We start from the raw sequence: 19,313 nt of genomic DNA on the forward strand, positions 1-19,313 counted from the left end.
GAGCGGACGGGACTCGAACCCGCGACCTCCGGCGTGACAGGCCAGCATTCTAACCGACTGAACTACCGCTCCATTTCTACTGCTCGACAGCTGTGCAGCTGCCCGCGACATTCGCATTGCTGCCCGGCGTGCGGTCCGGAAAACGAAGGCGCCGCGAACGGCGCCTCCGGAACAACTGGCGGAGCGGACGGGACTCGAACCCGCGACCTCCGGCGTGACAGGCCAGCATTCTAACCGACTGAACTACCGCTCCATTTCTACTGCTCGACAGCTGTGCAGCTGCCCGCGACATTCGCATTGCTGCCCGGCGTGCGGTCCGGAAAACGAAGGCGCCGCGAACGGCGCCTCCGGAACAACTGGCGGAGCGGACGGGACTCGAACCCGCGACCTCCGGCGTGACAGGCCAGCATTCTAACCGACTGAACTACCGCTCCGCGCTCAAACTCTTCGCCTGCAGTGCCGCCGTGGTGGGTGCTGAGGGTTTCGAACCCCCGACCCTCTCCGTGTAAAGGAGACGCTCTACCACTGAGCTAAGCACCCGGATCGACCAGCCACAAGCGGCGCTGGCGGGCGAGCTATTTAGTTTACAGCGTCCTTCAGGGCCTTGCCAGCCTTGAACGACGGATTCTTCGAAGCAGCGATCTTGATCGTCTCGCCCGTCTTCGGGTTGCGACCCTGACGCGCGGCACGCGAGCGGACCTCGAACGTCCCGAAGCCCACGAGGGTCACCGTCTCGCCCTTCTTCAGGGTCTTGGTGATCACGCTGACCATCGCGTCGACGGCATTGGCGGCTTCCGTGCGCGACAGTTCGGCGGCATCGGCGATAGCCGCGACAAAATCGGCTTTGTTCATTCTTCTACTCCGTGGGCGGCGCAGGGCCGCGGATGTGCTGAGAACCGGACAAACCCCTGACCGGCAGAATCCCCTGTTCGACTTCCCGCCAATCGTCGCTGATGGACGATGCGGACGGCGCTCGTTATACCAGCGCGTTCACGACAGGTGCAAGCCGGAAAGCCAATAACGACGCGGCTTTCCGGCTCGCTAGCACATCCGGCGACGCGTTATCAGTGCGTCACTTCGACCGGCACGGTGCCGACCGGCGGCTCGTGGACCGGCATTTCCTCCGGCACCGGCACCGGCGCGGCGGTCGGCGTGACGGGGCGTTCGAGCGCGACGTCGAGCACTTCGTCGACCCACTTCACCGGCACGATCCGCAGCCCCTTGGTGACCGACTTCGGCATGTCGACGAGGTCCTTCCTGTTCTCGTCCGGGATGATCACGGTCTTGATGCCGCCGCGCAGCGCCGCGAGCAGCTTTTCGCGCAGTCCGCCGATCGCGAGCACGCGGCCGCGCAGCGTCACCTCGCCCGTCATCGCCACGTCGGCCTTGATCGGGTTGCGCGTGAGCAGCGAGACGAGCGCGGTGACCATCGCGATGCCTGCGGACGGGCCGTCCTTCGGTACTGCGCCCTCGGGCACGTGCACGTGGAGGTCGTGCTTGGTGAGGAAATCGATGTCGATGCCGAGGCGCTCGGCGCGGCCTCGCACCACCGACAGCGCGGCCGACGCGGATTCCTTCATGACGTCGCCCAGCTGGCCGGTCAGCAGCATCGCGCCCTTGCCCGGGGCGAGCGCGGCCTCGATCTGCATGAGATCGCCGCCCACCTGCGTCCATGCCAGGCCGGTGACGAGACCGACCTCGTTCTGCTCCTCGGCGCGGCCGAAGTCGTACTGCTGCACCCCGAGGTACTTCTCGAGGTTCTTCGGATTCACCACCACCGGGCCCTTCCGGACCTTGGCGCCGGCGAGTGCGAGTTCCTTGACCACCTTGCGGCAGATCTTCGCGATCTGGCGCTCGAGGTTGCGCACGCCCGACTCACGCGTGTAGTACCGGATGGTGTCGCGCAACGCGTCGTCGGTCACCTTGAGTTCGTCGTCGCGAAGGCCGTTGGCTTTGATCTGCTTCGGCAACAGGTACCGCTCCGCGATGTTGAGCTTCTCCTCCTCCGTGTAACCCGGAATGCGGATGACCTCCATGCGGTCCAGCAGCGGGCCCGGGATGTTCAGCGAATTCGACGTCGCGACGAACATGACCTCGGAGAGGTCCAGGTCGACTTCGAGGTAGTGATCGTTAAACGCGCTGTTCTGCTCCGGATCGAGCACCTCGAGCAGCGCCGACGAGGGATCGCCACGGAAGTCCATGGCCATCTTGTCGATCTCGTCCAGCACGAACAGCGGGTTCTTGCTGCCGACCGTGTTGAGGTTCTGCACGATGCGGCCCGGCATCGAGCCGACGTAGGTGCGGCGGTGACCGCGGATCTCGGCTTCGTCGCGGACGCCGCCCAGCGACATGCGCACGAACTTTCGATTCGTCGCCTTCGCGATCGATTGGCCGAGCGACGTCTTGCCGACGCCCGGCGGGCCCACGAGACAGAGAATCGGGCCGCGCATCTTCTGCACGCGCGTCTGCACCGCGAGATATTCGAGGATGCGTTCCTTGACCTTTTCCAGGCCGAAGTGATCCGCGTCGAGCACGTCCTGCGCGACCTTCAGGTCCTTGCGTACCTTCGTGCGCTTCTTCCACGGCACGCCGAGCAGCCAGTCGAGGTAGTTGCGCACGACGGCGGACTCCGCCGACATCGGCGACATCTGCTTGAGCTTGTTGAGCTCGGCCTTGGCCTTCGCCTCGACCTCCTTCGGCATGCCCGCCTCGGCGATCTTGCGCGTCAGCTCCTCGATGTCGTTCGGCGCATCGTCCAGCTCGCCCAGCTCCTTCTGGATCGCCTTCATCTGTTCGTTGAGGTAGTACTCGCGCTGGCTGCGCTCCATCTGCGACTTCACTCGGCCGCGGATGCGCTTCTCCAGCTGCTGCACGTCGATCTCGCCGTCGACGAAGCCCACCAGCATTTCGAGCCGTGCGCCCACGCCCGTCGCCTCCAGCAGCCGCTGCTTCTCCGAGATGCGCACGGAGAGGTGCGCGGCGATGGTGTCCGCGAGGCGAGCCGGGTCGTCGATGCCCTGCAGCGTCTGCATGAGCTCCGGCGGCAGCTTGCGATTGCTCTTGACGTACTGCTCGAACAGGCCGAGCAGCGTGCGCGTGACCGCCTCGAGCTCGCGATCGTCGCGATCGGCTTCGACCTCGATCACCTTCGCGCGACCGACCAGCGCACCGTCGCGCTCGACGACCTTGTCCACCTTCGCGCGCGCCACGCCCTCGACCAGCACCTTGATCGTGCCATCAGGCAACTTGAGCAGCTGCAGGACATGCGCGAGGGTGCCGACCGAATACAGATCGTTGCCCGTGGGATCGTCGACGTCGGCCGACTTCTGCGCCACCAATAGGATCCGCTTGTCGGATTCCATGGCGTGGTCGAGCGCCCGGATCGACTTTTCCCGCCCGACGAACAGCGGGATGACCATGTGCGGAAAGACCACGACGTCGCGGAGCGGCAGGACGGCGAGGTCCTGGGTCTCGCGGGCGGTGGATTCGGTCATTGAGCTACTCCCGGATGCATGGCTCGGGCCAGCATGCGGCCGGCGCCGAAAAAGGGGCGTGGAGGAAACGCCCAGACCCTTAATGGGGCTTGCGGTAAGGGTTGCAAGCGTCGTACCAGCGCGCGCACGAGCCACAAGCCCTTGATTCTGATGACCGCGGCTACAAGCGGCCGTGAATTGAAACGCCTCCTCTGCGCCGCAGGCTCGCACGTCGTGAAGGCCGACGACGCGACGGATTCCTCAGGCCGGAAACGACGACGGGCGGCCAGGGCCGCCCGTCGTGCCACGCTTCAGCCGCGATTACTCGCCCGAAGCGGCCTTCGCCTGCGGCGCCGGCGGGTTCTGGTAGATCAGGTACGGCTCGGCCTTGTGCTCGATCACCGATTCGTCGACCACCACCTTGCTGACGTTCTCCAGCGACGGCAGGTCGTACATGGTGTCCAGCAGGACCGATTCCACGATCGTGCGCAGGCCACGGGCGCCGGTCTTGCGCTTGAGCGCCTTCTTCGCGATCGCGGCCAGCGCGTCCGGGCGGAACTCGAGCTCGACCTCTTCCATTTCGAACAGCTTCTTGAACTGCTTCGTGATGGCGTTCTTCGGCTCGGTCAGGATCTTCACCAGCGCCGGCTCGTCGAGCTCCTCGAGCGTCGCGATCACCGGCAGGCGACCGACGAACTCGGGGATCAGGCCGAACTTGATCAGGTCCTCGGGCTCGACCTCCGCCAGCACCTTGCCGATCTCGGCCTTGCGCTCGGAGCTCTTGACCTTGGCGCCGAAGCCGATGCCGCTGGAATCGGTGCTGCGCTGCTGGATGATCTTGTCCAGGCCGGCGAACGCACCGCCCACGATGAAGAGGATGTTGCGCGTGTCCACCTGCAGGAACTCCTGCTGGGGATGCTTGCGACCGCCCTGCGGCGGCACGCTCGCGACCGTGCCCTCGATCAGCTTGAGCAGCGCCTGCTGCACGCCCTCGCCCGACACGTCGCGCGTGATCGACGGGTTGTCCGACTTGCGCGAGATCTTGTCGATCTCGTCGATGTAGACGATGCCCTGCTGCGCCTTCTCGACGTCGTAGTCGCACTTCTGCAGCAGCTTCTGGATGATGTTCTCGACGTCCTCGCCGACGTAGCCGGCTTCGGTCAGCGTCGTCGCATCGGCCATGGTGAACGGCACGTTGAGCAGGCGCGCCAGCGTCTCGGCCAGCAGCGTCTTGCCCGAGCCGGTCGGCCCGACCAGCAGGATGTTCGACTTCGCGAGCTCGACGTCGTCGTTGCGCTGACGGCTCTCGATGCGCTTGTAATGGTTGTAGACGGCCACGGCGAGCGTGCGCTTGGCACGCGCCTGACCGATGACGTACTGGTCGAGGACCTCGAGGATCTCCTTCGGCTTCGGGAGATGGCTGCGCGTGGACTGCGCCTTCTCCTGGAGGTCCTCGCGGATGATGTCGTTGCAGAGTTCGACGCATTCATCGCAGATGAACACGCTCGGGCCGGCGATGAGCTTGCGCACCTCGTGCTGGCTCTTCCCGCAGAACGAGCAGTAGAGGATCTTGCTGCTTTCGCCCGTTCGGCCCTGTCGGTCGTCGCTCATGTTCTGCCTGCTGTTGCTGGATTAGCAGTGTGGAGGCACACCGCTGAATGGCGGCCCGAGGATAGCACAGCGTCCCGAGGCCCTCGCGGGCCCGGGATGCCGGGTTTTCCGGGTTCGTGAAGCGGTCCGCGGAACCCGCGGACCGTGGCTCAGGCGGCCTGGATCGACTCGTCGGGACGACGCTCGAGCACCTGGTCGACGAGGCCGTATTCCTTCGAGGCCTGGGCGCTCTTGAAGTTGTCGCGCTCGGTGTCGCGGGCGATCGTCTCGATCGGCTGGCCGGTGTGCTTGGCGAGGATCTCGTTCAGGCGCTGGCGTAGGGTCAGGATCTCGCGGGCGTGGATGTCGATGTCCGACGCCTGGCCCTGGAAGCCGCCCAGCGGCTGGTGGATCATCACGCGGGCGTTCGGCAGCGCGTAACGCTTGCCGGCCGCGCCGGAGGCCAACAGCAGGGCACCCATCGAGGCCGCCTGGCCGACGCAGATCGTGCTCACGTCCGGCTTGATGTACTGCATGGTGTCGTAGATCGCCATGCCGGCCGTGACCACGCCGCCGGGCGAGTTGATGTACAGGTTGATGTCCTTCTCGGGGTTTTCCGCCTCGAGGAACAGCATCTGCGCGACGATCACGTTCGCCATGTGGTCGTCGATCGGCCCGACCAGGAAGATCACCCGCTCCTTGAGCAGGCGCGAATAGATGTCGTACGCGCGCTCGCCGCGGCTGGTCTGCTCGACCACCATCGGCACGAGGTTGAGGGCGTGGGGGCGGTTGTCCATGGGTCGGGAAATCTCTGCTGTGTGTTGGCGGTCCAGCCAAGGGTGGGGCCGGCCGGACCGCCACACAAGGGCTTACTGGCGGATCGCCTCGGCGAAGCTCAGCGGCTGTTCCGTATGCTCGGCGCGCTCGGCGATCCAGTCGATCACCTGCTCCTCCATCACGCGGTTCTGCAGGCCCTGCATCAGGTTCGCGTCCTGGCGGTAGAGCTCGATGACCTGCTGCGGTTCCTCGTACGTCGAGGCGATCAGGCGCATGGTCTCGTTCACGCGGCGCGGGTCGAGGCGCAGCTCGTTGCGGCGGGCCAGCTCGCCGACCAGCAGGCCGACCAGGACGCGCTTGCGCGCCGGGTCGCGGAGCTGCTCCAGCGCGTCAGGCGGCAGGTCGCCCTCGTGCCCCTGACGGCGGGCGTTCTCGAGGGCCTGCGCAGCCATGGCGCGCACTTCATTCTCGACCAGGCGCGGCGGCAGCTCGACGTGTTCGTAGGCTGCGATCAGCTGCTCGCCGACTTCGCGACGCAGGCGGGCCATCAGCGCCCCCTTGAGCTCACGCTCGAGGTTGGCGCGGATCTCGGCACGGAACTGCTCGGCATCACCGCTCTTCACGCCGAAGCTGCGGATGAACTCGGCATCGACCTCCGGCATCACCGCTTCGGCGACGCGGTTCACCGTGATGTTCACCTGCACCGTCTTGCCGGCGAATTCCGGGACGCGCCAGTCGGCGGGGAACTCGACGTCGAACTGGCGCGACTCGCCGGCCTTGGTGCCGGTCAGCTGCTGCTCGATCGCCTCGAACATCATGCCCGAGCCGATCACGTCGGCGCCGTGCTCGACGCCCTCGGCCGGCACGCGCTTCCCGTCGGCCATCGACCACGTTTCGAACTCGACGAGGTCGCCCGTCATCGCGCTGCGCTCGACGGTCTGCCACGTCCGGCGCTGCATCCGCAGGTTCTCGAGCATGGTGTCGATGTCGGCGTCGGTCACCTCGGCGGTGTGGCGCACGACCTTGAGCTTGGCCACGTCGATGTCGCCGAAATCCGGCACGACCTCGAAATCCGCCACGAAGGCGAGCTGGCCGTCGTCGCCCTGCGCGGGCTCGATGCGCGGCGAACCCGCCAGCTGCAGCGCGTTTTCGCGCACGGCATTGCGGAAGCTGTCGCCCAGCATCTGGTCGAGGATCTCGCTGCGGACCTGCTGGCCATAGCGCTGCTCGATGACCTTGGTCGGCACCTTGCCGGGACGGAAGCCCTTGAGCTTCGCGCTGCGCGCGATCTCGCGCAGGCGCGCGTCGACCGCCGACTCGAGCTGGTCGGCCGGGAGGCTCAGGGTCATGCGGCGCTCGAGATTGCCGACGGATTCGACCGAAACTTGCATATCCACTCCTGTGACCGCGGCGACGCCGCGGCACGTATCTGTCTGACGGTTCGGGCGCCGGCCGCTGGCCGGCGTCGCGTTGAGGAACGCGGTAGTTTGGCGGATCGGATGAAGCGGCGCCAGTTGGGCGGCTTCGGCGTGGCGGGTCGAGCGGCCGGGCGTGAGGACGCACGACCTCTGCCGCCGGTCCGTCCAGTGGCGCGCTACCGCGACACCGGCCGAGACGGGGCCTCGACCACGTCACCGATACGCGGCGGCCGGTTCGCCGGAAGCGCCGTCCCATCGCCGGACGACGTGGTGCGAAAGGCGGGACTCGAACCCGCACGCCTTGCGGCGCTGGAACCTAAATCCAGTGCGTCTACCAGTTCCGCCACTTTCGCGCTGTACGCCACCCAAGAAAAAAGCACCCGGCGGGACCGGGTGCTTCGAAGGTGGTGGGCCGTCAAGGATTCGAACCTTGGACCTATTGATTAAGAGTCAACTGCTCTACCAACTGAGCTAACGGCCCGTACTGCGAATTTTAACACCTATCGCGATCGACGCAACCGCGATATCGAAACTGGGGTGGCTGAGGGGACTCGAACCCCCGACATCTGGAATCACAATCCAGGACTCTAACCAACTGAGCTACAGCCACCGTAGAACGTGTGACGACTGCTCGACAGCAGCAGAGCGCCAGTATATCGGTATCGCCGGACGCCGCAGCGCGAAACGTTCCTCGCGCTTTCGATCGCCCGCACCTCGGCGCGCCCGGCAGGAATCGAACCTGCAACCACCGGCTTAGAAGGCCGGTGCTCTATCCGGTTGAGCTACGGGCGCATATCCCGAGCGGTACCGTCTGCAGGTCCGGCGGCGCCGGAATGGTCGGGGCAGAGGGATTCGAACCCCCGACCCTCTGGTCCCAAACCAGATGCGCTACCAGACTGCGCTATGCCCCGGCCGGACCTTCCGTCGCGCGCCAGCGCCGCGAAAGGGTGGGCATTCTCAGTCGCAGACGCTTCAGTGTCAATCGGCGCGGCCGCTTGCGCGGCCCGTTATCCTCGGCGGATTCACCCGTTCGGAGCCTCCGGCATGCGCAGCGGCAACCCCGCCCTCAAGAGTTCCGCCTTCCTTGACCTCGGCAGCGGCGCGATCGTCGATGCGCGCGCCGGCACGATGACGCTCAATGGCACGGTCAACCGCACCGCGTTCCTGCTGGTACTGACCCTCGCCGCCGCCCTCCTTCCCTGGTCGCGCTACTTCGCCAACCAGGACGCGGCCGCCCTGATGCCCTACGTGCTCGGCGGCGGCCTCGGCGGCTTCGTGGTCGCTCTGGTGACGGTCTTCAAGAAGGCGTGGGCGCCGGTGACCGCACCGGCCTACGCGGTGCTCGAGGGCCTGTTCATCGGCGCGATCTCGGCCGTGTTCGAAGCGCGCCACCCCGGCATCGTCATCCAGGCGGTCGGCCTGACGTTCGGAACCCTCGCGGCCCTGCTCGCGGCGTACCGCAGCGGCCTCATCCGCGCCACCGAGAACTTCAAGCTCGGCATCGTCGCCGCCACCGGCGGCATCGCCCTGCTGTACCTGGTGAACATCGGCGCGCGGCTGTTCGGCTTCGGCGGCTTCGGGTTCATCCACGACAGCGGCACCGTGGGCATCGTGTTCTCGGCCGTGGTGGTCACGATCGCGGCGCTGAACTTGGTGCTCGACTTCGACTTCATCGAGCAGGGCGTCGAGGCCCGCGCGCCGAAGTACATGGAGTGGTACGCCGCGTTCGGGCTGCTGGTGACGCTGGTCTGGTTGTACCTCGAGATCCTGCGCCTGCTGTCGAAGCTGCAGTCGCGCCGCTGATCCCACGCGCCAATGAAAAAGGCCGCCCGATGGCGGCCTTTTTCGTGTGCGTCTGACAGGTCAGATGCGCTTGGCGATCGCCTGCGCGAACGACATGGTGTTGCCGGTGCCGCCCAGGTCGGGCGTCAGCGAGTCCTTCGCCTCGAGCGTCGCCACGATCGCATGGCGCAGGCGCTCGGCCTCCTGGACCTTGCCGAGATGGTCGAGCATCTGCGCGGCGGCGAGCAGCAGTGCACAGGGGTTGGCCTTGCCCTGGCCGGCGATGTCCGGCGCGGTGCCGTGCACGGCTTCGAAGATCGCGGCGTCGGTGCCGATGTTGGCGCCGGGCGCGAGGCCCAGTCCGCCGACGAGGCCGGCGCACAGGTCGGAGATGATGTCGCCGAACAGGTTCGTGGTGACGATCACGTCGAACTGCTCGGGCTTCATGACCAGCTGCATGCAGCAGTTGTCCACGATCATCTCGTTGCACTCGATGTCGGGATACTCCTGCGCGACCGTGCGGGCGGTCTTCAGGAACAGGCCCGACGTCGACTTGAGGATGTTCGCCTTGTGCACCACGGTGACCTTCTTGCGGCCCGTGCGGCGCGCGAGCTCGAAGGCGTAGCGCACGATGCGCTCGGAACCGCGGCGCGTGGTGCGCGTGATCGACGTGGCGGTCTCGCCGTCCTCCGACACCTGCTGGCCCTCGGCGCTGTACGCGCCTTCGGTGTTCTCGCGCACGGTGATCAGGTCGATGCCCGACGGGAAGCGCGACTTGGTGTTCGGGAACGACTTCGCCGGGCGCACGTTGGCGTACAGGTCGAAGCGCTTGCGCATCTCGACGTTGATCGAGGAGAAGCCCTCGCCCACGGGCGTGGTGAGCGGGCTCTTGAGCGCGATGCGGTTGCGGTGGATCGACTCCATCGTCGCCGCCGGCAGCAGCTCGCCCTGCTTCTCGAGCGCGACCAGCCCGGCGTCCGCGAACTCGTACGAGAGGCCGAGGTTCATCGAATCCAGGACGTGCAGCGTGGCGTCCATGATTTCCGGGCCGATGCCGTCGCCGCGGATGACCGTGATGGTTTGCGTCATTTCTGAGTTCCGAGCTGGGGCGCCAGCGGACCGTACGGCGCCGAATGAGAGCCCGCCATTATGCCGAAGGCCCGGGCGGACTGCCGGGCCTTCGTTGCGGGCAGCCGCCGGAACGGCGGCTCAGGCGTGGTCGTGGGCCGCCGGCGCAGGCTCGCCCTGCTCCAGCCGGTCGAGGAAATCGACGGCCCGGCGCAGGTGCGGGATCACGATCGAGCCGCCGACCACCAGGCCGACCGAGAAGGCCTCGAACATCTCGTCGCGGTTGACGCCCGCTTCCCGGCACTGGGCCACGTGGTAGCTGATGCAGTCGTCGCAGCGCAGGACCATCGAGGCCACGAGGCCGAGCAGCTCCTTCGTCTTCACGTCGAGCGCGCCGGGCTGGTAGGTCTGGGTGTCGAGCGCGAAGAAGCGGCGCACGACCTGGTTGGGCTCGGCGAGGATCCGCTCGTTCATGCGCTTGCGGAACGCGGTGAACTCGGCGACGCGGTCCTTCTCGGTGGTGCTGGTCACGGTGTCTTGCTCCGGAAAATTGAGGTGCCGCGCAGGCGCGGCGTGCGCATGGCTACGCCCCGCCGGGCCCGCGGCCGGGCGCGATGACCGCTCAGCGCGGCGATTCGGCCAGCAGCGGCTCCAGGCCGCCCTTGCGATGCAGGGCGATCATGTCGTCGTAGCCGCCGACGTGGGTGTCGTTGATGAAGATCTGCGGGACGCTGGTGCGGCCGGTGATCGACGTCATCTTCTGGCGCTCCGCTGGGTCGGTGTCGACGCGCACTTCCGACCAGGTCTGCCCCTTGCTCTGCAGGAAGTTCTTGGCCGCGACGCAGTACGGGCACACGGCGGTGGTGTAGATGACGATGTTGGCGGTGCTGCTCACGAAGGCTCTCCTGCAGGGTCGAAGGACTATGGCGATGGGGTGCTGGCATTTCCAGCCCACGGGCCGGAACACAGCGGCGCACGCGGGAACGATGCCATCGCCGTGTGGTCGAAGCCGTCACTTAACGGGCGATTCACGCCCGCAGGCGGCCGTCGCGGCATGCTCGCTGCGCGGCGAGGCCGCCGCCACGGGGACACCACCTTGCTTCGCAGCCTGCTCGCCGCCGCCGTCGTCATCGCCCTCGCCGCCCCGCTCGCCGGCGCGCAGGAGTCGCGCCTGCCCGACATCGGCTCGTCCGCGGGCGAGCTGATCACGCCGGCGCAGGAAGAGGCCTACGGCGCGATGACGCTCGCGCAGTTGCGGCACTTCGACTACGTGCTCGAGGACCCGCTGATCGACAGCTGGCTCGACACGCTGGGCCACCGCCTCGCCGGCGCGAGCGACGACACCAAGCGCCACTACACCTTCTTCATGCTGCGCGACCGGCAGATCAACGCCTTCGCCACCCTAGGCGGCTACGTCGGCATGAACTCCGGCCTCGTGCTGGCGGCGGACCGCGAGGACGAGGTCGCGAGCGTGCTCGCGCACGAGATCTCGCACGTCACGCAGAAGCACGTGCTCCGCAGCGTCGAACGGCAGAAACAGGACCAGTTGCCGACGCTGCTGGGCATCCTGGGCGCGATCGTCATCGCGCAGCAGGCGCACGGCAATTCGGCCGACGACGCGGCGCAGGCGGCGATGGCAGCGGCGGTCGGGCTGTCGGCGCAGCGCCAGATCAACTACACCCGTTCCAACGAGGCCGAGGCCGATCGCGTCGGCATGCAGCTGCTGGCGCGCAGCCACTTCGACCCGCGCGGCATGGCGGATTTCTTTTCGAAGCTGCAGTCGCGCATGCGCACGAACGAGGCCAGCGCCTTCGGCGACGAAGCGCCGGACTACCTGCGCAGCCACCCCATGACCGTCTCGCGCGTGACCGAAGCGCGCGAGCGGGCCGAGCGCCTGCGCGCGCAGCCCGCGTACACGGGCACCTTCGCCTCCGACAACCCGATGCTGCCGGGTGGCCTGCGTGTCGAGGCGGGCACCGGGACCGGCCCGACCGGCCTCTTCGACTACGCCCGCGAGCGGCTGCGCGTGCTCAGCGCGCTCACGCCGGCGACGGCCGTCCAGGAATACGCGTCGATCCGGCGCGCGCGCGAACTGACCGACGCCGAGCAGTACGGGCTCGCGGTCGCGCACATGCTGTCGGGCCAGCCGCGGGCCGCGCTGCCGCTGCTGTCAGGCGTGGTCGCGCGCAAGCCCGGCGAGCTCTGGCCGCAGCTGGCGCTGGGCGAGGTCGAGGCCGCCACCGGCAACGGCGCCGCCGCCGACGCGCGATTCGAGAACCTCGTGCGCAAGACGCCCGGCAGCCGCGCCGTCGTGCTGACCTACGCCAAGGTGCTCGGCGAGCGCAGCAGCCCCGCCGCGGGCAAGCGCGCGCAGGCGATCCTGCGGCCGCTGATGGGCAGCCTGGCGGACGACCCGGTCTTCCAGCGCACCTACGCGCGGGCCAGCGAGATCGCCGGCGATCCCGTCCGGGCGGGCGAGGCGCATGCCGAGGCCGCCTACCTGAGCGGCCGTCCGGAACAGGCGCTGGTGCAGCTCAATACCCTGAAGAAGCGCCCGGACCTCGACTACTACGCCCGCACGCGGATCGACGCGCGCATCGCCGAGATCACGCCGACGGTGCTGGAACTGCGCCGCCAGGGCATCCGCGACGAAGACCTCAAGCGCTGAGCGGCTGTCATCGGGCTGTAACCGGGCGGTAGTGTAGTGACCGCGTCCGAATGAGCCGGTAGCCGCGTGCACAAGCGCATCCTCATCGTCGAAGACGAGCCCGCGATCCGCGACATGGTCGCGTTCGCCCTGCGCAAGGGCGAGTTCGACCCCGTGCACGCCGGCGATGCCCGCGAGGCGCAGGAAGCCATCGCCGACCGCGTCCCCGACCTGATCCTGCTCGACTGGATGCTGCCCGGCACCAGCGGCCTGGAGCTGGCGCGCCGCTGGCGTCGCGAATCGCTGACGCGCGAGGTCCCGATCATCATGCTGACCGCGCGTGGCGAGGAGAACGACCGCGTGGGCGGTCTCGAGGCCGGTGTCGACGACTACGTGGTGAAGCCGTTCTCGGCGCGCGAGCTGCTCGCCCGCATCCGCGCGGTGCTGCGCCGCTCGCGCGAGGACGACGAGCACGGCTCGATCGTGGTGGGCGACCTGCGCATCGACGGGGCGGCGCATCGCGTCATCGCGCGCACCGATGCCGGCGAGCAGACGGTGCAGATCGGGCCCACCGAATACCGCCTGCTGCACTTCTTCATGACGCATCCCGACCGCGTGTACTCGCGGTCGCAGCTGCTCGACCACGTCTGGGGCGGCAGCGTCTATGTCGAGGAGCGCACGATCGACGTGCACATCCGCCGGCTGCGCAAGACCCTCGAGCCGACCGGTCTCGACGGCATGGTGCAGACCGTGCGCGGCGCGGGTTACCGGTTTTCCGCCGCGCCCGAGCAGTGAACACGCCGGCCGCATGCCGGCCGCCGCCGTTTAGACTGCCGGCATGACGTCCAGCGCCCGCTCCGCCTGGCTGCGAACGCTCGGCCTCGTCGGCGCGACGGTGGCTGCCGGGCTGCTGTGCGGCGCGATCGCCGGGCGGCCATCGCTGGGTACGGCGATCGGCGCGCTCGTCGCGCTGGGCTGGCAGGCGTGGCGCACGCGCACCCTCGTCGAACACCTGACTTCGGGCCGCCATGCGCGGCCGGATGTGTCGCCGGACATCCAGGGCGAGATCGAACGCGTGCTGCATCGTCGGCAGACCAGCACGCGGCTGCGAAAGCGGCGGCTCGTCGCCATGTTGCGGGCGTACCGCGCCGCGGCCTCCGTGCTGCCGGACGCGGTGATCGTGGTCGAACGCGAGACGCAGCGCATCGTGTGGTTCAACGAGGCCGGCACGACGTTGCTCGGGCTGCGCTATCCGACCGACCTGCAGGCGTCGATCGTGGCGCGCCTGCCCGCGCTGCCGCTCGCGTCGTGGCTGGCCCGCGGCCGCCGCGCCGGGCCGCTGGAGGCGGGCTCGCCGCTCGATTCGACGGCCACGCTGAGCCTGCGCCTGCTGCCCTACTCCGACGACCTGTGGCTGCTGGTCGCACGCGACGTCAGCCGGCTGCTGCAGCTGGAGCAGATGCGGCGCGATTTCGTCGCCAACGTCTCGCACGAGCTGCGCACGCCACTGACCGTGCTGCATGGCTATCTCGACATGCTCGATCCGGCCGAGCAGCCCGAATGGGCGCCGATGCTGGAGGAAATGCAGCGGCAGTCGACGCGCATGACACAGCTGGTCGAGGACCTGCTGACGCTGTCGAGGCTGGAGTCGCGCGTGGACCTGCCCACGGACGAAACCGTGCCGATGGCCGGGATGCTGGCCGCGCTGCGCCGCGAGGCGCAGGCCCTCAGCCAGGGGCGTCACGAAATCGACGTCGGGGACAGCGCCGGCGTGGACCTCCACGGCTCCCCGAAGGAATTGCACAGCGCGTTCTCCAATCTCGTCGCCAATGCGGTGCGCTACACGCCCGCCGGCGGGCGCATCCGCATCGCATGGGAACGCGAGCGCGATGCCGACGGCGGCGAAGGCGTCGCGCTGTCAGTCACCGACACCGGTTACGGCATTCCCGCCGCGCACCTGCCGCGCATCACCGAACGGTTCTACCGCGTATCCAACAGCCGCTCGCGCGAGAGCGGCGGCACCGGCCTCGGCCTCGCCATCGCCAAGCACGTGCTCGCGCTGCACCAGGCCCGGCTCGACGTGCGCAGCGACGTCGGCGTCGGCAGCACCTTTTCCTGTCATTTCGGCGCGGCGCGCGTGCGCCCGCGCCTGCCCCTGGAGCACACCGCATGAGCGATCACGAGAGCGCGGACGACCTGCTGCGCGAGCCGTCGCTGTACTTCAACCGCGAGCTGTCGCAGCTGGACTTCAACTTCCGCGTCCTCGCCCAGGCGCAGGACGACGCCGTGCCGTTGCTCGAGCGCCTGCGCTACCTGTGCATCAGCTGCACGAACCTCGACGAGTTCTTCGAGATCCGCGCCGGCACGCTGCAGCACGCGCAGGAGCTGGGTCTCGCCGCCGGCCCCGACGGTCTCGTGCCGGCCGCCACGCTCGGCCGCATCCACGAGCGCGCCGCCGAACTCGTGGCCGCGCAGTACGACTGCTGGAATACGGTGCTGCGCCCCGCGTTGTCGGATGCGGGCGTGCGCGTGCTGCACCGCGATGCGTGGTCCGATGCCCAGACCGACTGGCTCCGTGCGCATTTCCTCGACGAGATCCTGCCGGTGCTGTCGCCGCTCGGGCTGGACCCGGCGCATCCGTTCCCGAAGATCCTCAACAAGTCGCTGAACATCGTGGTGGTGCTGGAGGGCCGCGATGCGTTCGGTCGCGCGGGCCATCTCGCCATCGTCCGCGCCCCGCGCTCGCTGCCCCGCATCATCCAGCTGCCGGAGGCGGTGTCCGGCGGGCCCACGGACTTCGTGTTCCTGTCGGCCGTGCTGTCGGCCTTCGTCGACGAGCTCTTCCCCGGCATGACGGTGAAGGGCGCCTACCAGTTCCGCGTCACGCGCAACTCCGAGCTGCTGGTCGACGAGGAGGAAGTCGAGAACCTCGCGCTGGCGCTCAAGGACGAGCTGCTCGGTCGCGGCTATATGCGCGCCGTGCGGCTGGAGATCGCCGAGCAGTGCCCGGCCGACATCGTGGGGCTGCTGCTCGCGAACTTCGAGCTCGACGAGAGCGCGGTCTACCGCATCAACGGCCCGGTGAACCTCAACCGCGCGATCCAGGTCTACGACCTGGTCAAGCGGCCCGACCTCAAGTTCCCGCCGTTCACGCCGCGCATCCTGCCCGGCGTCGAGTCCATGTTCGAGACGATCGCCGCGCACGACGTGGTGCTGCACCACCCGTTCGATTCGTTCACGCCCGTGCTCGAGCTGCTGCGGCAGGCGGCGGAGGATCCGCACGTGCTCGCGATCAAGCAGACGCTCTACCGTGCGGGCAAGGACTCGCCGATCGTCGAGCACCTGATCCAGGCCGCGCGCAACGGCAAGGACGTCACCGTGGTCGTCGAGCTGCGCGCGCGCTTCGACGAGGAGGCCAACCTCGGCCTGGCCGACCGGCTGCAGGCGGCGGGCGTGCAGGTGGTCTACGGCGTGGTCGGCTACAAGACCCACGCGAAGATGCTGCTGATCGTCCGCCGCGAAGGCCGCGGCCTGTGCCGCTACGTGCACCTGGGCACGGGCAACTACCATTCCGGCACCGCGCGTACGTACACCGACATCGGCCTGCTCACCGCCGATGCCGACATCGGCCACGACGTGCACCTGATCTTCCAGCAGATCTCCGGCCTCGCGCCCTCGCTCGAACTGCGCCGGATGCTGCAGTCGCCGTTCACGCTGCACAGCGGGATCCTCATGCGCATCGAGCGGGAAGCCCGAAACGCGCAGGCCGGCAAGCCGGCACGGATCATCGCCAAGATGAACGCGCTCAACGAGCCGCAGGTGATCCGCGCGCTGTACCGCGCCTCGCAGGCCGGCGTGCGCATCGACCTCATCGTGCGCGGGGCATGTTCGCTGCGACCCGGCGTACCGGGCGTGTCCGAGAACATCCACGTGCGCTCGATCGTCGGCCGCTTCCTCGAGCATTCGCGCGTGTACTGGTTCGAGAACGGTGGCGAGCACGAACTGCTTTGCGGCAGCGCCGACTGGCTGGAGCGCAACCTGCTGCGCCGCGTCGAGACGGGCTTTGTGATCGTCGATCCGCGCGTGGAGCGGCGCATCTTCGCTGAGGCGCTGGAGAACTACCTCGCCGACAACTGCAATGCCTGGGCGCTGTCGGCCGACGGCGAATACCGCCGCGTGCGACCCGCCGACGGCGAGCAGCCGCATTCGGCGCAGCTCAAGCTGCTGGCGAAGCTCTGCGGATGAACGGACTCCTGCATACCGCGCGGCTGCCGCTGAAGGACGGCGACCTGCTCGCGGCCGTCGACCTGGGTTCCAACAGCTTCCACATGGTGGTGGCGAGCTACGTGCTGGGCCAGCTGCGCATCGTCGACCGGATCAAGGAAACCGTGCGGTTGGCCGAGGGCCTGGACGGCAAGGGCGGCCTGACCGCGCCGGTGCGCGAGCGTGCGCTCGAATGCCTTGCGCGGTTCGGGCAGCGGCTGCGCGACATCCCGCCCGCGCACGTGCGCGCCATCGCCACGAACACCGTGCGGCGCCTGTCGCTGCCGCAGGCGTTCCTGGCGCCGGCCGAAAGCGCGCTCGGGCATCCGATCGAAGTCGTCTCCGGCCGCGAGGAGGCGCGTCTGGTCTACCTGGGCGTCGCCCACGAGCAACCGCCGAAGGCGGGCCACCTGCGGCTGGTGATCGACATCGGCGGCGGCTCGACCGAATTCATCATCGGCACCGGCTTCGAGGCGATCGAGCGCGAGAGCGTGCAGGTCGGCGCGATCGCCACCACACGGCGCTTCTTCGCCGACGGCAAGCTGTCGCGCAAGCAATGGAAGTCGGGGGTGGCCGCCGTCAGCGCCGAGCTGCAGCAGTTCGCCGGCACGTACCGGGCGCTGGGCTGGGACGAGGCGCTGGGCTCGTCCGGCACCGCCAAGGCCATCGGCGAGATCTGCGCGGCGATGAAGCTGACCAAGGGCGCGGTGACGGCCGAGGCGCTGCCGCAGGTGCGCGATCGCCTGCTGCAGGCCGGCCATATCGACGACATCGACCTGCCCGGCCTGTCGGACGACCGCCAGCCGATCATCGCGGGCGGACTTCTGGTCATGGAGGCGGCGTTCGACGCGCTGGGCCTGCAGCGGCTCGCCGTCAGCAAGGCTGCGATGCGCGAGGGCATCCTCTACGACATGCTCGGCCGCGGCGGTTCCGACGATCCGCGCGTAGCCTCGGTCACCGCGCTGACGGAGCGTTACGGCATCGACCGCGCGCAGGCCGAGCGCGTCGAGCAGACGGCGCTCCGCCTGTTCGACCAGGTGGCCGCCGACGCACCGCTCGACGAGGACGACCGCCTGATGCTCGCGCGCGCCGCGCGCCTGCACGAGCTCGGCCTCACGATCGCGCACAGCAAGTACCACCTGCACGGGGCGTACATCGTCGAGAACTCCGACATCGCCGGCTTCTCGCAGCAGCAGCAGCAGTTCCTGGCCGCGCTGATCCGCACGCATCGTCGCCGCGTGCACAAGTCCGATTTCGATGCCCTGCCCGACCGCCTGCTCGGCGCGGCGCGGCGATTGGCCGCGCTGCTCCGCGTGGCCGTCGTGCTGCACCGCGGCCGCGACGACGAGCCCGTCCCGCAACTCGGCGCGCGCCTCGAGGGCGAACGGCTGGTGCTGACGCTGGCGACGCGCTGGCTCGACGCGCGCCCGCTGCTCAAGGCCGACCTGCGCACCGAACAGGGCTATTTCGACGGGCTCGGCATGGAACTCGCGCTCGAGACGCAGTAGCGGCCGCCGGGCGGCGGCCGCTCCGCGTGCCCGTCACGCGGCGCCGGGGCTCGGCGCGCCGAGCCGGTACCAGTCGACGCGGCGGGTCACGATCATGATCCCGGCGAGGATCGCGAACAGCAGGCCGGCGCCCAGCACCAGCGCGTTGTCCTCGGAAATCAGCAGCCCGTACAACGCGGCGTACAGGAGCGCGAGCATCGCGGCGAATGCCGTGCCGCGGGCGGCGCTACGCAGCACGGCGCTCAGGTAGAAGCCGATCAGGCCGATGCAGGCGACGCTCGCGGCGAGATACGCGAGGCCGAAGGCGACGTGCTCGCTGAGGCTCACCAACAACAGGAAAAAGATGACCAGCGCGAGTCCCACGAGGCCGTACTGGATCGGGTGGATGCGCACCTGCTTCACCAGCTCGAACATGAAGAAACCGACGAACGTGAGCACGACGAACAGCACGCCGTACTTGGTCGCGCGGTCGGCCTGCGTATAGGCATCGACCGGGTCGGCCAGCACCACGCCGAGCGTGTCGACTCCCACGCCCGGATCCGCGCGCGCGGCCGACGGGTCGCCGAACGGCACCGTTCCGCGACCCGCGAGGTACTGCCGCTGCGCGTCGGTCGCGACGGAGGCGACCTGCCACTGGGCGCGGAAGCCCGTCGCATCGATGCGGCTGCGCCAGGGCGACAGGCCCTGGAAGCTCGGATGGCGCCACGTGGACGCGAGGTCGATGCGGTTGCGCTTGCCGATCGGCACGACCGCGAGCGACTCCGCGCCCGCCAGCTGCAGGTCGAGG

Annotated in this window: 15 protein-coding genes and 8 tRNA genes; 6 read left to right on the top strand and 17 right to left on the bottom strand. The window is 68.5% G+C overall.

The genetic code is table 11. The annotated features are described in order from the left end of the window. Nucleotides 1–176: 176 nt before the first annotated feature. The 13 genes from E4F61_RS11915 to E4F61_RS11975 all read right to left on the bottom strand — a co-directional run bounded on the left by E4F61_RS11915 (nucleotide 177) and on the right by E4F61_RS11975 (nucleotide 8,169). Nucleotides 177–253, bottom strand: a tRNA-Asp gene (locus E4F61_RS11915). 104 nt (nucleotides 254–357) lie between these two features. Then, a tRNA-Asp gene (locus E4F61_RS11920) sits at nucleotides 358–434 on the bottom strand. A gap of 31 nt (nucleotides 435–465) precedes the next feature. After that, nucleotides 466–540: transfer RNA gene (locus tag E4F61_RS11925), tRNA-Val, on the bottom strand. 39 nt (nucleotides 541–579) lie between these two features. Further along, entirely contained in the window at nucleotides 580–852 is a 273-nt protein-coding gene (locus E4F61_RS11930) for an HU family DNA-binding protein (RefSeq protein ID WP_133479882.1), read from the bottom strand. A gap of 212 nt (nucleotides 853–1,064) precedes the next feature. Then, nucleotides 1,065–3,494: an endopeptidase La gene (gene lon, locus E4F61_RS11935; RefSeq protein WP_133479883.1), complete on the bottom strand. Its 2,430-nt coding sequence runs from the start codon at nucleotides 3,492–3,494 to the stop codon at nucleotides 1,065–1,067. A 300-nt stretch (nucleotides 3,495–3,794) separates the two neighbouring features. After that, nucleotides 3,795–5,084: an ATP-dependent Clp protease ATP-binding subunit ClpX gene (gene clpX, locus E4F61_RS11940; RefSeq protein ID WP_133479884.1), complete on the bottom strand. Its 1,290-nt coding sequence runs from the start codon at nucleotides 5,082–5,084 to the stop codon at nucleotides 3,795–3,797. A 149-nt stretch (nucleotides 5,085–5,233) separates the two neighbouring features. Further along, nucleotides 5,234–5,860 (bottom strand): ATP-dependent Clp endopeptidase proteolytic subunit ClpP, encoded by a 627-nt coding sequence (gene clpP, locus E4F61_RS11945; RefSeq protein ID WP_133479885.1) that lies wholly within the window; start codon nucleotides 5,858–5,860, stop codon nucleotides 5,234–5,236. A 72-nt stretch (nucleotides 5,861–5,932) separates the two neighbouring features. Then, a complete protein-coding gene (tig, locus tag E4F61_RS11950; RefSeq protein ID WP_133479886.1) occupies nucleotides 5,933–7,231 on the bottom strand; it encodes a trigger factor in 1,299 nt (432 codons plus the stop codon). A gap of 295 nt (nucleotides 7,232–7,526) precedes the next feature. Continuing rightward, a tRNA-Leu gene (locus E4F61_RS11955) sits at nucleotides 7,527–7,611 on the bottom strand. A gap of 52 nt (nucleotides 7,612–7,663) precedes the next feature. Beyond that, nucleotides 7,664–7,739 (bottom strand) — tRNA-Lys (locus E4F61_RS11960). A gap of 52 nt (nucleotides 7,740–7,791) precedes the next feature. Next, nucleotides 7,792–7,868 (bottom strand) — tRNA-His (locus E4F61_RS11965). A 108-nt stretch (nucleotides 7,869–7,976) separates the two neighbouring features. Next, nucleotides 7,977–8,050, bottom strand: a tRNA-Arg gene (locus E4F61_RS11970). 42 nt (nucleotides 8,051–8,092) lie between these two features. After that, nucleotides 8,093–8,169, bottom strand: a tRNA-Pro gene (locus E4F61_RS11975). Between the two features lie 133 nt (nucleotides 8,170–8,302). On the opposite strand from E4F61_RS11975, the gene E4F61_RS11980 reads away from it, so the two are divergent. Further along, nucleotides 8,303–9,061: a Bax inhibitor-1/YccA family protein gene (locus E4F61_RS11980; RefSeq protein WP_162301483.1), complete on the top strand. Its 759-nt coding sequence runs from the start codon at nucleotides 8,303–8,305 to the stop codon at nucleotides 9,059–9,061. A 60-nt stretch (nucleotides 9,062–9,121) separates the two neighbouring features. Here E4F61_RS11980 and E4F61_RS11985 read toward each other — a convergent pair whose 3' ends face one another. The 3 genes from E4F61_RS11985 to grxC all read right to left on the bottom strand — a co-directional run bounded on the left by E4F61_RS11985 (nucleotide 9,122) and on the right by grxC (nucleotide 11,003). Further along, the gene (locus E4F61_RS11985; RefSeq protein ID WP_133479888.1) at nucleotides 9,122–10,129 is read right to left on the bottom strand and encodes an isocitrate dehydrogenase; all 1,008 of its coding nucleotides are present in this window, start codon (nucleotides 10,127–10,129) and stop codon (nucleotides 9,122–9,124) included. Between the two features lie 120 nt (nucleotides 10,130–10,249). Further along, nucleotides 10,250–10,582 carry a carboxymuconolactone decarboxylase family protein gene (locus E4F61_RS11990; protein WP_133479895.1) on the bottom strand — a complete coding sequence of 111 codons (333 nt, stop codon included), beginning with the start codon at nucleotides 10,580–10,582 and terminating at the stop codon, nucleotides 10,250–10,252. A gap of 148 nt (nucleotides 10,583–10,730) precedes the next feature. Further along, nucleotides 10,731–11,003, bottom strand: a complete 273-nt coding sequence (grxC, locus tag E4F61_RS11995) for a glutaredoxin 3 (RefSeq protein WP_133479889.1) — start codon at nucleotides 11,001–11,003, stop codon at nucleotides 10,731–10,733. A 159-nt stretch (nucleotides 11,004–11,162) separates the two neighbouring features. On the opposite strand from grxC, the gene E4F61_RS12000 reads away from it, so the two are divergent. From E4F61_RS12000 to ppx, 5 genes are all read left to right on the top strand, one after another. Next, nucleotides 11,163–12,776 carry a M48 family metalloprotease gene (locus E4F61_RS12000; protein ID WP_133479890.1) on the top strand — a complete coding sequence of 538 codons (1,614 nt, stop codon included), beginning with the start codon at nucleotides 11,163–11,165 and terminating at the stop codon, nucleotides 12,774–12,776. 66 nt (nucleotides 12,777–12,842) lie between these two features. Continuing rightward, nucleotides 12,843–13,550 carry a phosphate regulon transcriptional regulator PhoB gene (gene phoB / locus E4F61_RS12005; protein WP_133479891.1) on the top strand — a complete coding sequence of 236 codons (708 nt, stop codon included), beginning with the start codon at nucleotides 12,843–12,845 and terminating at the stop codon, nucleotides 13,548–13,550. A gap of 43 nt (nucleotides 13,551–13,593) precedes the next feature. Then, a complete protein-coding gene (gene phoR, locus E4F61_RS12010; protein ID WP_133479892.1) occupies nucleotides 13,594–14,928 on the top strand; it encodes a phosphate regulon sensor histidine kinase PhoR in 1,335 nt (444 codons plus the stop codon). Then, nucleotides 14,925–17,000 carry a polyphosphate kinase 1 gene (gene ppk1, locus E4F61_RS12015; RefSeq protein WP_133479893.1) on the top strand — a complete coding sequence of 692 codons (2,076 nt, stop codon included), beginning with the start codon at nucleotides 14,925–14,927 and terminating at the stop codon, nucleotides 16,998–17,000. The genes phoR and ppk1 overlap by 4 nt, the downstream gene beginning before the upstream one ends. Next, nucleotides 16,997–18,526 carry an exopolyphosphatase gene (gene ppx / locus E4F61_RS12020; RefSeq protein ID WP_133479894.1) on the top strand — a complete coding sequence of 510 codons (1,530 nt, stop codon included), beginning with the start codon at nucleotides 16,997–16,999 and terminating at the stop codon, nucleotides 18,524–18,526. The genes ppk1 and ppx overlap by 4 nt, the downstream gene beginning before the upstream one ends. Nucleotides 18,527–18,559: 33 nt before the next feature. Here ppx and creD read toward each other — a convergent pair. Continuing rightward, on the bottom strand, nucleotides 18,560–19,313 hold a 754-nt coding region (gene creD, locus E4F61_RS12025), incomplete at its 5' end, for a cell envelope integrity protein CreD (protein WP_162301484.1).

The organism is Cognatilysobacter segetis, from assembly GCF_004359965.1.
Taxonomy (GTDB): Bacteria; Pseudomonadota; Gammaproteobacteria; order Xanthomonadales; family Xanthomonadaceae; genus Cognatilysobacter; species Cognatilysobacter segetis.